Here is a 14,894-nt window from a genome sequence, read left to right on the forward strand (position 1 = left end):
GGCCGGGTCATACCGGTAGGCTGCGGTAGGGCAGTTCGTCTCCCGGGCTGCGGGCGAATTCGCGCTTGTATTCGCGGCTGAACTGCGAGGTGCTCTGGTAGCCTACCCGGTGCGCCACCTGGGCCACGCCCAGGCTCTCGCCGATCAGCATCTGCTGCGCCTTGAGCAGGCGCAGGCGTTTGAGGTATTGCATCGGTGCGAGTTCGGTGCAGCGCTTGAAGTGTTCGTGGAAGGTCGAAACGCTCATGTTGGCACGGCTGGCCAGCGCTTCGACACTCAACGGCTCGGCGAAATGATCGCGCAGGTAGGCGAGCGCGACGCCGATCCGGGCAAAGTGCCCCTGCTGTTCGACCAGCGCCCGCAACACACCGGCTTGAGGGCCGCGCAGGGCCGTATACAGCACCTCCCGCACCCGTGCGGCCCCCAGCATTTTCGCATCCAGCGGGTCCTGCAGGCATTCGAGCAGACGCTCGACGCTGGCGCGCATTGGTGCCCCCAGCGCCGCCGAGCTCATCGACTGCGGCGTCTGCGCCTGTACCGCCGGGTCCGGCGGTAGGGCCATGTTCTGCACCAGTTCGCTCAGCACGGTACGGTCGATGCTCACGGCCACGCCGAGCATGGGCGCCTGGGGCGTGGCGAAGGTTTCGCACATGAAGGGCACTGAAAGCGCCTGGATCAGGTAGTGCCCGGCACCGTATTCCAGCGTGCGCGGCCCCAGGCGCGCGAGCTTGCTGCCCTGGGCGATGATGATCAGGCTCGGTTCGTAGATCTGTGGGCTGCTCGCCACATAGTGGTCCCACGACAACACCTGGACCTGGGGCAGGTAGGTGTCGACGAATCCGGGGCGCGAGGCGAGGGCGCGGATCAGCGAGCAGAGAGGGGCATTGGCGTCGACGTGTTGGGTCAGGTGCATGGCAAACCAGGGACAGAGAATCAGACACTGGCATCTTCGCAGATTGACAGTCCAGCGCCAGATCGCTGCGGCCAATTCCGGAGAATCAGGCACGAATGCCGGAGGATCGGCTGTGGGCCGGGCCCGTTTCGATGCGCAGAATGCGTGGCCTGAATCGTTTCAATATTGCGAGGTCCAGAGCATGTACACCGCCATCGGTTATGCCGCCCAGTCTTCCACCGCGCCCCTGGCGCCCATGACCTTCCAGCGCCGTGGCCTGCGCCCGGATGATGTCGCCATCGACATCCTCTACTGCGGCGTGTGCCACTCCGATATTCACCAGGCCCGCAATGAGTGGGGCATTGCCGTCTACCCACTGATGCCCGGCCACGAGATCGTCGGTCGTGTCACCGCTGTAGGTGACAAGGCTGGCAAGTACCAGGTCGGTGACCTGGTCGGCGTCGGCTGCATGGTCGATTCCTGCCGCCATTGCGAGGCTTGCCGGCAGGACCTGGAGCAGTATTGCCTGGAAGGGCCGACCCAGACCTACGCCAGTCCCGACCGTATCGACGGCAGCAATACCCTGGGTGGCTATTCCAGCAGCATCGTGGTCAGCGAGCATTTCGTCCTGCGTATTCCCCAAGGGATGGACCTGCCCAGTGCAGCGCCGATCCTCTGCGCGGGCATCACCACTTACTCACCGCTCAAGCACCACGGCGTGGGGCCCGGGCACAAGGTCGGCGTGCTGGGCATGGGCGGCCTGGGCCACATGGGCATCAAGTTCGCCAAGGCCCTGGGCGCGGAGGTGACGCTGTTCACCCGCTCCCCGGCCAAGGCCGAGGAAGCCCGTCGCCAGGGCGCCGATCATGTCATCGTCTCCACCGACGAGGCGCAGATGCGCGAGGCGGCGGGTCGTTTCGACTTCCTGCTCGACACCATCCCGGTGCAACACGACCTGAATCCCTACCTCGAAACCCTGAAGTTCGACGGCGTGCACATCCTGGTCGGCCTGATCGAGCCGGTCGATCCGCCCGTGCATGCGGCCAACCTGGTGCTCAAGCGGCGGGTGCTGGCCGGCTCCTTGATCGGCGGCATCGCCGAAACCCAGGAAGTGCTGGACTTCTGCGCCGAGCACGGCATCAGCTGCGATATCGAGATGCTGGATATCCGCCACATCAACGAGGCGTTCGAGCGGATGATCAAGGGTGATGTGAAGTACCGCTTCGTGATCGACATGGCGACCTTGAAGGCCTGATCCGGGCGTTGAACGCAATCGCGGGGCGAGTCCCGCGATTGCGGCCAGTACAGGCGCTACCAGACCATTGCTTTCTTCCACCCTTTCCAGAACAACCAGCGCCGCACCTCGGCATGCTCGCCGGTGCCGATCTGCCACGCAGGCCGCTTGCTGTCCAAGGCGATCAGCGAGATGAATCCGGCATGGCTGGCTGCGACCAGGGTGCGGCCGTCGGCGCTGATGTCCATGGCGCTGATGGCCGACCCCAGATAATGCTGCCAGTGCGCGCGACCGTCTTCGCCGAAGCCACGCAGGTAACCTTGGGCATCGCCGACGATGTACTCGCCTTGACGTGCGACGCCGGCATGGATCTGCACGCCGTCCTGCAGCATCGAGACCTGCGGATCGGTTGCCAGATTGGCGAGCGTTACGCCAAGGCTGGCGCCGCCGTCGCCCTGGCAGGCATTGAGCAGCAACTGGTCGCCGCGGTGGTTGAACAGGGCGAAGTGCGGATGTTCCCCCGCCGGGACGATCTCGGCCAGCGGCTCCAGGTGCTCGTCGAGTACCTGGTGGTTGCCGCGCTGCTCGCCCAGCACGATCCGTCTGCCGTCCGGCGACAGTGCAGCATGGGCTTGGGTCAGGGTCAGCGCGATGTCGTCAGGGTCGGTGCCGTCGGCCAGTTGCGCGAGGATGTCTGCTTCGCGGCGCAGCAGGCGGGTGGCACCTTGAGGTGTGAGCAGGAAGATGCCCTCGCGGCTGACCAGCAGTACCCGTCGGCCATCCGGCAGGGGGAGCAGGCGGGTTGGGGTGGGTGGCAGGTCGAAGGGATCGAACGGGTAGCCAGGCGGCAGGCCTTCCAGGCCATGGGGCCAGGACAGCCGAGCGACCTGAGGGCCGCCCCAGCCGTCGGTGACCCTTACGCCCTCCGCATTGGCCAGGGCGAAGTAGCGTCGTCGCGGGCAGCGGCCGAAGTGCTCGACACCGATCATCGGGGTCACCCCGTTGCGGTCGATCTGCACCACCTGGCCGTTGTCATGGGGCATGCCGATGCGTGCCAGCAAGCGGCCGTCATCGAGCAGCAGCACCTGGGCGATACCCTGGCCATGGCTCGGGAGCAGTGGCAGCAAGGGATCATGGGTGGGCGGCCAGGCTTCGCGAAACAACTGACGCTGGTGCTCGTCGATGCCAGGCCGGTTGATGGCGTGCAGGGCGAGCTGCCAGGCTTCGAGCAGGTGATCGATGGCCGGTGGGCAGGGCGCTTGTGCTGTGTCGTGTCCTTGTGCGCAACCTTGCGCAACATGACGGTTGACGGCCTCGGCGTAGGCGGTGACCGCCTGTTGCCACTGCTGCTGAGGGTGTTGCTTGTCCATGAGCGGATCGGACTCCTTGTTCCGCATGTTGCTACAGTGCGTCATGGTACTCCGTGCGCGCGCGGTTGTGAGGCCTGGCCTTGACGCGTACCATGCCGAGTATTCCTACCAATAACAAACGTGCATCCGCGACCCGAACCTGGGCACGTGGGGCGCGTCCTATCGCTTTGCCTGCGGAGATTGCATTGGCCTCGATGAATGGACCCCTACCTGATTCCCTACCTGCACCGGCAGGCGGCGGCAGTTGGCTGAGCGTGATCGCGCTGGCGCTGGCGGCGTTCATCTTCAACACCACCGAGTTCGTGCCGGTGGCACTGCTCAGCGACATCGGTCGCAGCTTCGACATGACCCCCGCGCAGGTGGGCCTGATGTTGACCATCTACGCCTGGGTGGTGGCACTGGCTTCGCTGCCGATGATGCTGATGACCCGTAACATCGAGCGGCGGCGCCTGTTGCTGTTCGTGTTCCTGGTATTCATCGTCAGCCATTTGCTGTCGTGGATGGCGCAGAGTTTCGCCATGCTGCTGGTCAGCCGCATCGGCATCGCCTTGTCGCACGCGGTGTTCTGGGCGATCACCGCGTCGCTGGCGGTGCGCGTGGCGCCGGCTGGCAAGCAGGCCAAGGCGCTCGGGTTGCTGGCCACCGGCACTACCCTGGCGATGGTCCTGGGCATCCCGCTCGGGCGTGTGGTGGGCGAGGCGCTGGGTTGGCGCATCACCTTCCTCAGCATTGCGGGCGTGGCGCTGGCGACCATGTTGTGCCTGATGAAGTCGCTGCCCTTGCTGCCGAGCCAGAACTCCGGTTCGCTGCGCAGCCTGCCGATCCTCTTCCGCAGGCCTGCCCTGGTCATCACCTATCTTCTGGTCACGCTGGTGATCACCGCACAGTTCACCGCCTACAGCTACATCGAACCGTTCGCCCTGCATGTGGCGCAGATCAGCGGTGAGCACACGACCCTGATCCTGTTGCTGTTCGGTGGGGCGGGTGTGCTCGGCTCGGTGCTGTTCAGCCGTTACAGCGACCGCTTCCCGCACGGTTTCCTGGTCGGCTCGATCGGTTGTCTGGCCGCGTGCCTGTTGCTGCTGTTGCCGCTGTCGGGGAACTTCGCCGCGTTCGCCGTGCTGAGCATGTTCTGGGGCGTGGCGATCCTGAGCTTCAGCCTGTCGTTGCAGTCGAAGACGCTCAAGTTGGCGTCCGACGCTACCGATGTGGCCATGGCACTGTTCTCGGGGATCTACAACATCGGTATCGGTGGCGGGGCATTGCTGGGCAGTATCGTCAGCAGCCAGATCGGTGTGGCCAATATCGGCCTGGTCGGTGGTGTGGTGGCGGTGGTGGGGTTGGGCCTGGCCTTGGCCAGCAGCCAGCGCTTTCGCGATGCCCTGGCCGCGCCCCCCGCGCCTTGAGCTTCACGCCAGTAAAGCCGACCACGCCGACACCAGCAGCAACAGTGCCAGCAACTGATTGAAGCGCTGCAGGTGCCGGGGCGAACGCAACCAGCGGGCACTGCCGATCCCGAGCAGGGCCCAGGCGCCCATGCAGGGCAGGGCGATGATCAGAAATACCAGCGCCAGGTGCCACACCGGCAATCCTGGCGTGGCAAACACCCCGATCACCGCCACCGCCATCAGCCAGACCTTGGGATTGACCAGTTGCAGCGATGCCGCGCTGCCGACCCCGAAGCGCTGCCGCGCCGTGGCATGCAAGGGCTCGCCAGCGGCGCGGAACAACTGCCAGGCCAGGCGACTCAACCACAGCACGCCCACCCAGCTCATCACCTGCTGCGCCAGCGGGTGGCGCAGCAGCACCTCTCCCAGCCCCAGGCCCACCACCCAGACGATCGCCGCAGCCGCCGCACAGGCCGCGAAGATCGGCGCCAGGCTGGCACGCAGGCCGTTGTGCGCGCCATGGGCGAGAATCAGCAGGTTGGTCGGCCCGGGGCTGATGCTGGCGACCAGGGCAAAAAGGATGAAGGGCAACAGCGATGACGACATGGTGAGGCTCCTGTGGTTCGAAGCTCCATGGTCAGGCTTGGGCGCGATTCAGTCTGGAAGCTTTGAGCAGCGTCGGCGGTAGTCCGCCGGTGTCAGCCGGTAGGCGCGGCGGAACCAGCGGCCCAGGTGGCTCTGGTCGGCAAAGCCCAAGGCCATGGCCACTTCGCTGGGGGTGTCGCCGCGAGCCAGCAGGCGCCGGGCGCGGGCCAGGCGCAACTGAATCAGGTAGGCGTGCGGCGCCAGGCCGAAGGCAGCCTTGAAAGCGCGGGTGAGGCGAAAGCGATCGACGCCGCAGGCCTGTGCCACTTCGTCCAGGCCAATGTCCTGGTCGATATGGGCGTGCAGGTAGTCGCGCGCTCGCTGGGCGCACAGCGGCAGGCGTGGATCGGGGTCGAGACGCTTGCGCCAGTGCAGGTGCCGGGTCAGGCAGGCGAGCAGGTCGTCCATGGCGGTCTGGCGCACGATGCGCAGTTCGCCGCCGTGCATGGCCTGGAAGGCGCGCAAGGTGGCGCCCGCCAGTCGCGGGTCGGCGCACAGGGTGTCGGCGAAGGCCGGCAGGCAGCCTGTCGGAGCCTGTTCGAACAGCGCATGCAGTTCGTTTTCCAGCCACTTCGAGTCCAGGTACAGCGTGGAATAGGTGAAACCTTCGTGGGTGGGGGCGTCGCCATCGTGAAGGTCGCCCGGCTCCAGCAGGAACACTTGGCCTGGCGTGCTCTGGTGCCGAACCCGGCGGCAATTGAACTGCTGCACACCCTGTTCGGTGACCCCGACCAGGAAGCTGTCGTGCCAGTGTGGGTCGTAGGCATGGCCGACGAAATGCGCGCGGACCGACTCGATGCCGGTGTCGGCGTCCTGCTTGAGGTCGATCCAGTTGGACATGGGCGGGGCCTGCGAAAGGGAGTCTTCACCTTAGCTTAAAAGCGCTGCGGATTTTAGAACGGATGTGCACGGGATGGCTGAATAGTGGCACTGAGCCGGTATACTGGGTGCTTTTGCAGGAAGCTGTTGCTCTGATGAAAGACATATCTAAAAAATGGTTGCGGGTGCTACTGGTCGTGGTCGTCACTGCGATGATTGCCCAAGTGGCAGCAATCTTGATACTGGTTCCCTTGGTCCAGAACATGGGCGCCACGGGCGCCTGGCTGTTGGGCGCCTACCTGGCGTTCGTCGGCTTATGCACCCTGGTGTGCGCTGGCATATCCTTGCGAGCGCCGACGGTGGGGTTTGCCCATGACTGGAAATTCTTGTCGCTGATCGCCTCCAGCAAACTCATGCTTCTGGTGACTGTGGCCCTGAGCGTCGTACCTCTGGCGGTCGAAGGGTTCAAGCTGGCGGGACATGTCGAGCAATTGCCTTTCAGCTTGTTCATGTACTGGCTGAGCGGTTTGAGCCTACTGGTGTTTTCCGTTCTTTATCACCTGTGCGCGCCCGGCGCGTATCGGTATCCGACCTTTGCGGACCTGATCAGGCGTGAAGGCAGCGCCAGGGTACTACGTAGCGAGGCCGGCAAGATGTTGGAGGGCTTGCGCGCGAGGCAATCGAAGAGCGGGGCTGTTGGTGCAACGCCCTTCACGAGCCAGGACGAGCATGTCCTGGAGGGGCTTGCCCAGGGCCGCGTCATTGACGATGCCCAGTGTTATTTCGTCATGCGCGAGCATGGCGCCAACGACAATTGGGCGGTGCGTTTGGTGCTGACGCTGGCGCTGCTGATTCCCGCCTACGTCATTCCAACCGTGACAGTGGGCAAGATGTTCGCGGTCGTGGACACCGCTCGACAGCAGGTACATGACCGGGGTGGCTGGTTGTGCGCCATCTATGGCAACGTGCTGATGCTTGGCAAGGATGCCAACGAGAGGGCCGAGTCTTCCTGCAAGGCGCACTAGCCAGGGTCGGGCTGCAACTGCGCAAACTTGCCCTGCAACCACTGATGCAAGCGCGCCACCGCCGGCGACAGCTGCTTGCGGTGTGGGCACACCAGGGTCAGGGGCCGCAGGTCGCCGGGGAAGTCCGGCATCAGCACCTCGAGCTCGCCGGCGGCAACATTGGCGCGCACGTCCAGCCATGACTTGAAGGCTATGCCTTCGCCAGCCAGCGCCCAGCGCCGTACCACATCGGCGTCATCGCAAAACAGCGGCCCGCTGACCTGCACCGTCTGCTCACCCAACTGCCAGCGGTCGAACACCCGCGACTGCTGCAGGTACAGCAGGCAATCGTGCTGTTGCAGGTCTTGCGGGGTGTGCGGGCGGCCGCGGCGGGCGAGGTAGGCGGGGGCGGCGACCAGTACCCTGCGGTTCCACGGCGCCAGTGGCAGCGAGATGTAGTTGGCAGCGTCGTCGATGCCATAGCGGATGCCGACATCCACCGGGTCGCGGTACAGGTCGGCGAGTTCGTCGGAGAGAAAGAAGCGCAGGCTCAAGCCCGAGTGTTCGCGGCGAAACTCGGTGAGCCAGGGCAGCACCAGGTTGCGTCCGACATCCGAAGGCGCCGACACCTGCAGTACACCGCGCAGTTCACTGTGGTCGCCATGCAGGCTCTCGCGCCCGTGACGCAGGGTCTCCAGCACGCTGTGGGCGGTGGGCAGGTACAGTTCACCCTCGGCGGTCAGGCGCAGGCTACGGGTGGTGCGGGCAAACAGACGCACGTCCAGCTCTCGCTCCAGGCGCTTGATCGCTGCTGCGACCTGGCCCGGTAGCAGGTCGGCTTCCAGGGCGGCAGCGGTGAAGCTGCCCAAGGCGCTGGAGCGAATGAACAGTTGTAGATCGTCAAGGCGCAGCATTTTCACTCCTGGAATGAAAGTGTTGCTGCATTGTGCTGGTTTTTCTTTCCTGTGGGAAAGATAAGATACGCGCCATCACCTTCCCTGACAGGAGCAGTTCCGATGGATACCGTCACCCTGGCCAAGCGCCGCTACACCACCAAGGCCTACGACGCCAGCCGCAGGATCCCGCAGGCCACCGTCGATGCACTGCTCGAGCAATTGCGACATAGCCCGTCCTCGGTCAACTCGCAGCCTTGGCACTTCATTGTCGCCGACAGCGCCGAAGGCAAGGCACGCCTGGCCAAGGCCACCGAAGCCTTCGCCTACAACACACCCAAGATTCTCAACGCCTCGCACGTAATCGTGTTCGCCACACGCACCGAAATGACCGAGGCGCACCTGCACGCCGTGCTTGACCAGGAAGCGGCCGACGGCCGTTTTCGCGATGATCAGGCCCGTGCCGGCCAGGACACGACGCGCCGTGGCTATGTGAACCTGCACCGCTACGACCTCAAGGATGCGCAGCACTGGATGGAAAAGCAGACCTACCTGGCCCTGGGCACCGCTTTGCTGGGCGCTGCCGCCCACGGGCTCGATGCGACCCCGATCGAGGGCTTCGACAGCAAGGCGCTGGACGCCGAGCTGGGCCTGCGCGAGCGTGGCTTCACCAGCGTCGTGCTGCTGAGCCTGGGGTACCGCAGCGAAGACGACTTCAATGCCGGCCTGAGCAAGTCGCGGCTGCCGGCCGAGACGGTGTTCACCTTCCTCTGAAGAAAAACCGGGGCAGGCCGCTACGGTCTGCCCCGGCTTTCAATCTTCCTCCAGCGCCTGCTCGACCACGTCGCGGCTGGCGTCCAGCACTTGCTGCTGTACTTCTTCGCTGGCCAGCATACGCCCGACCACCAGAGCACCGACGCACTGGCTGATCAGCGCCCAGGCCCTGCGCTCATCCCCAAGCGTTTCACTCCACGCGGCCTGCAGTTCGAGCAGCCAGTGTTCGGCCTGTTCACGCACCGGTCGCTCGGCGCGAGCGATCTCGACCCCCAGCGGCGGCAGCGGGCAGCCACCTTCGGGATTGTGCAAGTGGGCCAGGCTCAAGTACTGCTTCAGGCAGCGGCGCAGACGTTCGCGGTCGGCGCCCTGGCTGGCCAGGCGAGCGAACGGGCTATTGCACAGCTCGCGTCGCACCACCTCGCTGAACAGGTCATCCTTGGACGGGAAGTGATTGTAGAAGGCGCCACCGGTAAGGCCGATGGCCTTCATCAACTCGGCGACGCCGGTACTGGCGAAACCACCACGCTTGGCCAGGACGCCGCTGCTGGCCAGCAATTTCTCGCGAGTCTGTTGCTTGTGATCGGTGGAGTAGCGCATCCGTGACCCTCGGTGTGCTGGCTTGACGGTGCAGCGATCATAGCATAGCGTTCATTTACTAAATGATCGTTCATCAATGGAGGTGCCGGTGACAGAACAACGAAAAGCGGTCCTGGTGATAGGGGCGGGTGATGCCACCGGCGGCGAGATCGCCAAGCGTTTTGCCCGCGAAGGTTATATCGCCTGTGTGACCCGCCGCGACGCTGACAAGCTGCAACCACTGGTGGACGAGATCCGTGCGGCTGGCGGTCAGGCCTACGGTTTCGGCTCCGATGCACGCAAGGAAGAGGCGGTGGCCGAGCTGATCGAAACCATCGAGCGTGATATCGCCCCGATCGAGGCCTTCGTGTTCAACATCGGCGCCAACGTGCCCTGCAGCATCCTCGACGAAACGCCGCGTAAATACTTCAAGATCTGGGAAATGGCCTGCTTCGCCGGTTTTCTCACCGCCCAGGCAGTGGCGCGGCGCATGGTCACCCGCGAACGCGGCACCCTGATCTTCACCGGCGCCACGGCCGGCACCCGCGGCGCCGCCGGTTTTGCTGCCTTCGCCGGTGCCAAGCACGCCTTGCGCGCCCTGGCCCAGAGCATGGCGCGCGAGCTGGGGCCGCGAAACATCCACGTGGCGCACGTGGTGGTCGACGGCGCCATCGACACGGCGTTCATTCGCGATACCTTCCCTGAGCGCTACGCCCTGAAGGACCAGGATGGCATCCTTGACCCGGCGCATATCGCCGACAGCTACTGGTACCTGCACACCCAGCCCCGGGACGCCTGGACCTTCGAACTTGACTTGCGCCCCTGGATCGAACGCTGGTGATCCGCTGTGCCCAACCACCTTCCGCCACAAGGAGTGCTGCATGAGCAAGTGCGTCGAGTTCTACTTTGATCTGGGCAGTCCGGCCAGCTACCTGGCTTGGACCCAGTTGCCCGCCCTGTGTGCCCGCCGAGGCGCCACCCTGGCGCTGCGGCCAATGCTGCTGGGCGGCGTGTTCCAGGCCACCGGCAATGCCTCGCCGGCGACGATACCGGCCAAGGGGCGCTACATGATCGGTGACCTGAAACGCTTCGCTGCCCGTTATGGCGTGCCGTTCAGCCTCCCGCCCGGGTTTCCGGTCAATACCCTGAACCTGATGCGTGGCGTGCTCGGCACGCAGATGCGTTCGCCCGAGCGCCTCGAACCCTTGCTCAAGGCGTTGTTCGACGGGCTGTGGGTGCAACAGCGCAATCTGTCGGACCCTGAGGTGCTCGATGCGACGCTGCGCGAAGCAGGCATGGACCCCGAGGCGTTTCGTGCCCTGGCGGCCGACGTCGAGGTCAAGGAGCGGCTCAAGCAGGCGACCCAGGAGGCGGTCGAGCGGGGCGTGTTCGGCGCGCCGATCTGTTTTGTCGGCGGGCAGATGTTCTTCGGTCAGGACCGCTTGGACTTCATCGAAGAAGCATTAACCTAACAGCCGCTCCAGTTGCGTGCGCTCCCAGACGCTGAGCAGCTCGACCGGGTCGGTGCCATAGCGCTGCCAGTGGCCGCGCTCGGCCTCGCGGCCATCGGGGGCGCGGCATTCGCTGCAATGGGCGAGGCCTTCGTCGTCGAGGGTCAGGATCAGTTGCCAATGGCCGATCTGTACCCTGACCCGCCCGTCGCTCAGGTGCTCGTGCACGTCCAGCGCCTGGACGCCGAGGGCGGCGTCACGCAGGCACTGGTAGATCTCACGGCTGTTGGGGGCGGACATGAACGATCAGAAGTTCGCCGGGGTGTTGGCGCTGATGATTTCTGCTTCGTCCGGGCCGATGTTCTTGAAGCTGTGCGGCAGCGTGGTGGGGATGTAGTAGCCGTCGCCCGAGTTGAGCACGCTGACCTGGCCATCGACCCACAACTCGACCGTCCCCCGGGTGACCAGCCCGCATTCCTCGCCTTCGGCATGCACGATCGGCTCGCCCGAGTCGGCACCCGGTGCGTAGAGCTCGCGCAGCATGCGCATCTGTCGGCCTTCGACACTGGCGCCGACCAGCAGCATGCGCAGGCCGTTGCGACCCAGGTCGGGTTGCTCGCCGCCGCGGAACACGTAGCGCTCTTCGCGTGCAGGTTCATCGAAGCTGAAGAACTCGGCGAGGCTCATGGGGATGCCTTCGAGGAGTTTTTTCAGGGAACTGACCGAGGGGCTGACGCGGTTCTGCTCGATCTGCGAAATCGTCGAGTTGGTCAGGCCGCTGCGGCGGGCCAGCTCCCGCTGGGAGAGGTTGTTGCGTTCACGCACCAGTTTGAGTCGTGTCCCCGTGTCCATAGCCGCCTTGAGTAGTGAGTGATCAGAGGTGTCAAAAATAATGGGCAGCGCATTAAAACACACTCTGACCGGCAACGCGCTGTGCTTGTCAGGTGCGCTGGGCGGCGGGGGCAGGCCACAGCCCGACCAGCAGCAACAGCACGGCCACGGCCAGGAACGGCAGGCGCGGATCGACGGCGTAGACCAGCGTCCCGGCCAGCGGCCCGATCACCGCTCCCATGCCTTGAGCAGCGCTGATCGACCCCGCGGTGGCCCCTTGTTCGCTGGCTTGCATGGCATTGGCGGCCAGCGCCGAGAAGGCAGGGAAGACGAAGCCCATGCCGGCGGCGGCGACGAAGAAGCACGCCCACAATGCCGGAGCAGTGGTGGCCAAGGCCCCGGCGGCAAAGCCCAGCGCGCTGATGCTGGCGCCCACGCGGATCATCTTCAGCGGTGGCCACTCCAACTGGCGCAGCAGAATCTGCGAGCCAATCAGCGCCACGCCCACGGCGGTCAGGGCGATGCCTGCGGCCTGGGCGGCATCGGCGCTGTTCAGTTGCAAGCGATCGAGGGCGAAAAAGCCCACGGTGATCTGCGACACGGTCACGCTGAGCATGGCGCTGAAGGCCACGATCAACGGTCGGCGCAGGCGCGGGTCACCCAGGCGCACGGGGCTTGGCGCATAGTTGTGGGGCAGTGGCTGCGGCTTGAGCTTGAACAGCAGCACGAGGAATGCACTGGCCGGCAGCAGCGACATGATGAAGAACGGGGCGCTCAGGCTATGGCGCGCCAGCAACGCGGCCAGTGCCGGGCCGAGCACCAGCCCTACGGCATTGGCTGCGCCGAGCAAGGCCATGGCGCGGGCGCGGCGCTCGGGCTCGACATGGTCGGCGATCAGCGCATTGCCGCCCACCGGCAGCGCGGCATAGAAGGCGCCGATCAGGCCGCGGGTCAGCATCAGGCCGAGAAAAGCCAGGGTCGCGCCCGGCAGCCAGCGCAAGGCGCCATCGATGAACAGGCACAGTAGCCAATAGGCGATGGTGAAGCCGGCACTGCCCATCAGCAGGATGCGTCGTCGGCCCAGGCGGTCGGCGGCTCGGCCCCAGGGGCGCGCGAGAATGACCCAGACCACGCCTGCCACGGTGACCGCCGCACCGGCTTGCCAGGTCGCCATCCCCAGCAGGCGGGCAATGGGGCCGATCAAGGCGACGAACGCCATCATCGACATGGTGCAGGCCATGTTCACCAGCAACAGCGGGCGCAGGTCCAGGGGGGGGGGTTGGGGGGGGGTGGGAGATGCAGTGTCCTTCGCAGTGGTCATTGAAACATCCATGGCAGGCGGAAAGGTATCGGCCCCATTCCGCCTGCAGGCGTTTTTCAGTCGCTGCGGCGCAAGGGCCCTGGCCACATGCTACGCAATACGCCATCGCGACGCACCAGTGCATGGAACAGCGCTGCGCCGAGGTGGGCCAGGATGGTGACGAACAGCAGGTAGCCCGCCCAGCCGTGCGCCTGGCGCAGCACCGCATACAACTGCAGGTCGTGAGGCATGATCGCCGGCAGTTGCAAGGGCCGTGGGTAGCCGCCGGCCGAGAGCATCGCCCAGCCGAGCAACGGCATGGCCAGCATCAACCCGTACAGCGCCAGGTGCGAGGCGCCGGCAGCGAAACGCTGCAGCGGTGGCAGGTCGGCGGGCAGTGGCGGGTGCGGCAGGGTCAGGCGCAGGATGATGCGCAGCACCACCAGTGCCAGCAGCGCCAGGCCCGTGGCCTTGTGCAGCTCCACCAGCCAGGGGTGACGTGGCGACAGGTCGCCGACCATGCTCACGCCGATGAACAGCATCGCCAGGATCAGTATCGCCATGAGCCAGTGCACCAGGCGGGCCAGGGGGTGGAAGGCGGACGGTTTCATGGGCGGGCTCCTGCGCCGAGGCTTTCACGGCTGCGGCGGTTGAACGATTCCGAGTAGGCGGCCGAGCGCGCGGCGAGGATCGGATCGGCGGAGGCTTCGATGCCGCTGGGCAGAATCAGCGGGTCGAAGTTGAGGTCGCGGCAGGCGCCTTGTTCCGGTGCATCGACGTGGTCGATCACCAGGGTGCCGGCATCGATGGTGCGGCGCGAGTCGGGCCATTGGCTGGCCGGGTCGTCGATGGCGTCGCCGGGTTTGGCGAGGGTCAGGCGCAGTGTCCAGCGCAACGGCGCCTGGCTCAGGCGTTGTTGCAGGTCGTGTTGCAGGTACAGGTTGTCCTCGACCTGGGCGGGCAGAGGGGCAAAGGGTGTTTGCGCGACCATGCGCCAGCGCACGGCTTGCGCCTTGCCACTGGCATCGATCAGGCGAAAGGCGTTGATGCTGTTGTAGTCGGTGTTGGCGAAGCTGTCGCTGGGCTTGGCGCTGGCGGCCCATTGGCGAAAGGCTGCGCTCTCCGGGTGGGCGGCGAAGAACGCCTGCAGCTTGGCCGGGTCCGGTTTGCCGGTGGCCGGGCTCGGGCCGCTGGCCACGACCAGTTCATAGAAAGCTTGCGGGGTGCTTACCGCCAACACGGGTGGATTGTTCATGCCGGTACGCCATACCTGGCCGTCGTCGGTACTCAGCTGGACCGCCAGGCTGCGGGTAGGTACGCCGGCGTCGGGGCTGTAGGGGTTGGCACCGCCGATGGCGAAGCGGCCGATCACCGGCACCCGTGCCTGGCTGAATACCCGCGCGCTCGACAGCGCCTGCGCCTGGCCGCTGCTTTCGAAGTAGCCGCTGACGCACAGGCCCTTGGCGTGGTTCTTGCGGTAGCCGGGATGGTGGCCGGCCTGGGCTTCGAAGGTGTCGATGATGCGCTGTGGCGTCAGGGCAGGGGTGCCGATCCATCCGGCGGCATAGGCGAAGCCCGCACCCAGCGCCACGACCGTGGCGCCTATGGCGGCCAGGCGCAGGGCCTTGGCAGGGCCTTGCAGGGGTGTGTTCATGGTGACGTTCCGAGTCAGTGAATGAGCCGGTATGACGTGGGAGCGAAAAATTTATTCCCT

At 65.5% G+C, this 14,894-nt stretch carries 17 protein-coding genes; 6 read left to right on the top strand and 11 right to left on the bottom strand.

Annotated features, from left to right (window positions below; translation table 11 throughout):
* Positions 1-7: 7 nt before the first annotated feature.
* Positions 8-913, bottom strand: coding sequence for an AraC family transcriptional regulator (locus VA602_RS05565; protein ID WP_054890873.1), 906 nt, complete (start codon positions 911-913; stop codon positions 8-10).
* A 181-nt stretch (positions 914-1,094) separates the two neighbouring features.
* Here VA602_RS05565 and VA602_RS05570 point away from each other — a divergent pair, with 181 nt between their 5' ends.
* Complete coding sequence (locus VA602_RS05570) at positions 1,095-2,147, top strand: NAD(P)-dependent alcohol dehydrogenase (RefSeq protein ID WP_323452714.1); 1,053 nt, start codon at positions 1,095-1,097, stop codon at positions 2,145-2,147.
* Between the two features lie 56 nt (positions 2,148-2,203).
* Here the strand turns inward: VA602_RS05570 and VA602_RS05575 are convergent, their stop codons facing one another.
* Complete coding sequence (locus VA602_RS05575) at positions 2,204-3,496, bottom strand: hypothetical protein (RefSeq protein ID WP_323452715.1); 1,293 nt, start codon at positions 3,494-3,496, stop codon at positions 2,204-2,206.
* Between the two features lie 194 nt (positions 3,497-3,690).
* Between VA602_RS05575 and VA602_RS05580 the strand changes: the two genes are divergently transcribed.
* Positions 3,691-4,902 (top strand): sugar transporter, encoded by a 1,212-nt coding sequence (locus tag VA602_RS05580; RefSeq protein WP_323452716.1) that lies wholly within the window; start codon positions 3,691-3,693, stop codon positions 4,900-4,902.
* A gap of 3 nt (positions 4,903-4,905) precedes the next feature.
* On the opposite strand, the gene VA602_RS05585 is transcribed toward VA602_RS05580, so the two are convergent.
* On the bottom strand, positions 4,906-5,490 hold the full coding sequence (locus VA602_RS05585; RefSeq protein WP_323452717.1) for a LysE family translocator: 585 nt from the start codon (positions 5,488-5,490) through the stop codon (positions 4,906-4,908).
* A 48-nt stretch (positions 5,491-5,538) separates the two neighbouring features.
* Positions 5,539-6,369, bottom strand: a complete 831-nt coding sequence (locus VA602_RS05590; RefSeq protein WP_323452718.1) for an AraC family transcriptional regulator — start codon at positions 6,367-6,369, stop codon at positions 5,539-5,541.
* Positions 6,370-6,503: 134 nt separating this feature from the next.
* Between VA602_RS05590 and VA602_RS05595 the strand changes: the two genes are divergently transcribed.
* Positions 6,504-7,373, top strand: a complete 870-nt coding sequence (locus VA602_RS05595) for a hypothetical protein (RefSeq protein ID WP_323452719.1) — start codon at positions 6,504-6,506, stop codon at positions 7,371-7,373.
* On the opposite strand, the gene VA602_RS05600 is transcribed toward VA602_RS05595, so the two are convergent.
* A complete protein-coding gene (locus VA602_RS05600; protein ID WP_151924836.1) occupies positions 7,370-8,266 on the bottom strand; it encodes a LysR family transcriptional regulator in 897 nt (298 codons plus the stop codon). The genes VA602_RS05595 and VA602_RS05600 overlap by 4 nt on opposite strands.
* 102 nt (positions 8,267-8,368) lie before the next feature.
* On the opposite strand from VA602_RS05600, the gene nfsB reads away from it, so the two are divergent.
* Complete coding sequence (gene nfsB, locus VA602_RS05605) at positions 8,369-9,019, top strand: oxygen-insensitive NAD(P)H nitroreductase (RefSeq protein WP_323452720.1); 651 nt, start codon at positions 8,369-8,371, stop codon at positions 9,017-9,019.
* A 39-nt stretch (positions 9,020-9,058) separates the two neighbouring features.
* On the opposite strand, the gene VA602_RS05610 is transcribed toward nfsB, so the two are convergent.
* Positions 9,059-9,619: a TetR/AcrR family transcriptional regulator gene (locus VA602_RS05610; protein WP_054890865.1), complete on the bottom strand. Its 561-nt coding sequence runs from the start codon at positions 9,617-9,619 to the stop codon at positions 9,059-9,061.
* 88 nt (positions 9,620-9,707) lie between these two features.
* Between VA602_RS05610 and VA602_RS05615 the strand changes: the two genes are divergently transcribed.
* Entirely contained in the window at positions 9,708-10,439 is a 732-nt protein-coding gene (locus tag VA602_RS05615; RefSeq protein WP_054890893.1) for an SDR family oxidoreductase, read from the top strand.
* Between the two features lie 40 nt (positions 10,440-10,479).
* The gene (locus tag VA602_RS05620; RefSeq protein WP_323452721.1) at positions 10,480-11,070 is read left to right on the top strand and encodes a 2-hydroxychromene-2-carboxylate isomerase; all 591 of its coding nucleotides are present in this window, start codon (positions 10,480-10,482) and stop codon (positions 11,068-11,070) included.
* On the opposite strand, the gene VA602_RS05625 is transcribed toward VA602_RS05620, so the two are convergent.
* The 5 genes from VA602_RS05625 to VA602_RS05645 all read right to left on the bottom strand — a co-directional run bounded on the left by VA602_RS05625 (position 11,062) and on the right by VA602_RS05645 (position 14,834).
* Positions 11,062-11,349: a DUF7693 family protein gene (locus VA602_RS05625; RefSeq protein ID WP_063545120.1), complete on the bottom strand. Its 288-nt coding sequence runs from the start codon at positions 11,347-11,349 to the stop codon at positions 11,062-11,064. The genes VA602_RS05620 and VA602_RS05625 overlap by 9 nt on opposite strands.
* A 6-nt stretch (positions 11,350-11,355) precedes the next feature.
* Positions 11,356-11,901 carry a cupin domain-containing protein gene (locus VA602_RS05630; protein WP_054890862.1) on the bottom strand — a complete coding sequence of 182 codons (546 nt, stop codon included), beginning with the start codon at positions 11,899-11,901 and terminating at the stop codon, positions 11,356-11,358.
* Between the two features lie 88 nt (positions 11,902-11,989).
* Entirely contained in the window at positions 11,990-13,201 is a 1,212-nt protein-coding gene (locus tag VA602_RS05635; RefSeq protein ID WP_323452722.1) for an MFS transporter, read from the bottom strand.
* A 56-nt stretch (positions 13,202-13,257) separates the two neighbouring features.
* On the bottom strand, positions 13,258-13,791 hold the full coding sequence (locus VA602_RS05640; protein WP_125929736.1) for a cytochrome b: 534 nt from the start codon (positions 13,789-13,791) through the stop codon (positions 13,258-13,260).
* Positions 13,788-14,834, bottom strand: coding sequence for a catalase family peroxidase (locus VA602_RS05645; RefSeq protein WP_323452723.1), 1,047 nt, complete (start codon positions 14,832-14,834; stop codon positions 13,788-13,790). The genes VA602_RS05640 and VA602_RS05645 overlap by 4 nt, the downstream gene beginning before the upstream one ends.
* Between the last annotated feature and the right edge of the window lie 60 nt (positions 14,835-14,894).

The organism is Pseudomonas machongensis (assembly GCF_034961125.1).
Lineage (GTDB): Bacteria > Pseudomonadota > Gammaproteobacteria > Pseudomonadales > Pseudomonadaceae > Aquipseudomonas > Aquipseudomonas machongensis.

What these genes read in the sequence shown, in the direction of transcription:
- VA602_RS05565 (WP_054890873.1), bottom strand. Translation starts at nt 913, where the DNA reads ATGCACCTGACCCAACACGTCGACGCCAATGCCCCTCTCTGCTCGCTG.
- VA602_RS05570 (WP_323452714.1), top strand. Translation starts at nt 1,095, where the DNA reads ATGTACACCGCCATCGGTTATGCCGCCCAGTCTTCCACCGCGCCCCTG.
- VA602_RS05575 (WP_323452715.1), bottom strand. Translation starts at nt 3,496, where the DNA reads ATGGACAAGCAACACCCTCAGCAGCAGTGGCAACAGGCGGTCACCGCC.
- VA602_RS05580 (WP_323452716.1), top strand. Translation starts at nt 3,691, where the DNA reads ATGAATGGACCCCTACCTGATTCCCTACCTGCACCGGCAGGCGGCGGC.
- VA602_RS05585 (WP_323452717.1), bottom strand. Translation starts at nt 5,490, where the DNA reads ATGTCGTCATCGCTGTTGCCCTTCATCCTTTTTGCCCTGGTCGCCAGC.
- VA602_RS05590 (WP_323452718.1), bottom strand. Translation starts at nt 6,369, where the DNA reads ATGTCCAACTGGATCGACCTCAAGCAGGACGCCGACACCGGCATCGAG.
- VA602_RS05595 (WP_323452719.1), top strand. Translation starts at nt 6,504, where the DNA reads ATGAAAGACATATCTAAAAAATGGTTGCGGGTGCTACTGGTCGTGGTC.
- VA602_RS05600 (WP_151924836.1), bottom strand. Translation starts at nt 8,266, where the DNA reads ATGCTGCGCCTTGACGATCTACAACTGTTCATTCGCTCCAGCGCCTTG.
- nfsB (WP_323452720.1), top strand. Translation starts at nt 8,369, where the DNA reads ATGGATACCGTCACCCTGGCCAAGCGCCGCTACACCACCAAGGCCTAC.
- VA602_RS05610 (WP_054890865.1), bottom strand. Translation starts at nt 9,619, where the DNA reads ATGCGCTACTCCACCGATCACAAGCAACAGACTCGCGAGAAATTGCTG.
- VA602_RS05620 (WP_323452721.1), top strand. Translation starts at nt 10,480, where the DNA reads ATGAGCAAGTGCGTCGAGTTCTACTTTGATCTGGGCAGTCCGGCCAGC.
- VA602_RS05625 (WP_063545120.1), bottom strand. Translation starts at nt 11,349, where the DNA reads ATGTCCGCCCCCAACAGCCGTGAGATCTACCAGTGCCTGCGTGACGCC.
- VA602_RS05630 (WP_054890862.1), bottom strand. Translation starts at nt 11,901, where the DNA reads ATGGACACGGGGACACGACTCAAACTGGTGCGTGAACGCAACAACCTC.
- VA602_RS05635 (WP_323452722.1), bottom strand. Translation starts at nt 13,201, where the DNA reads ATGACCACTGCGAAGGACACTGCATCTCCCACCCCCCCCCAACCCCCC.
- VA602_RS05640 (WP_125929736.1), bottom strand. Translation starts at nt 13,791, where the DNA reads ATGAAACCGTCCGCCTTCCACCCCCTGGCCCGCCTGGTGCACTGGCTC.
- VA602_RS05645 (WP_323452723.1), bottom strand. Translation starts at nt 14,834, where the DNA reads ATGAACACACCCCTGCAAGGCCCTGCCAAGGCCCTGCGCCTGGCCGCC.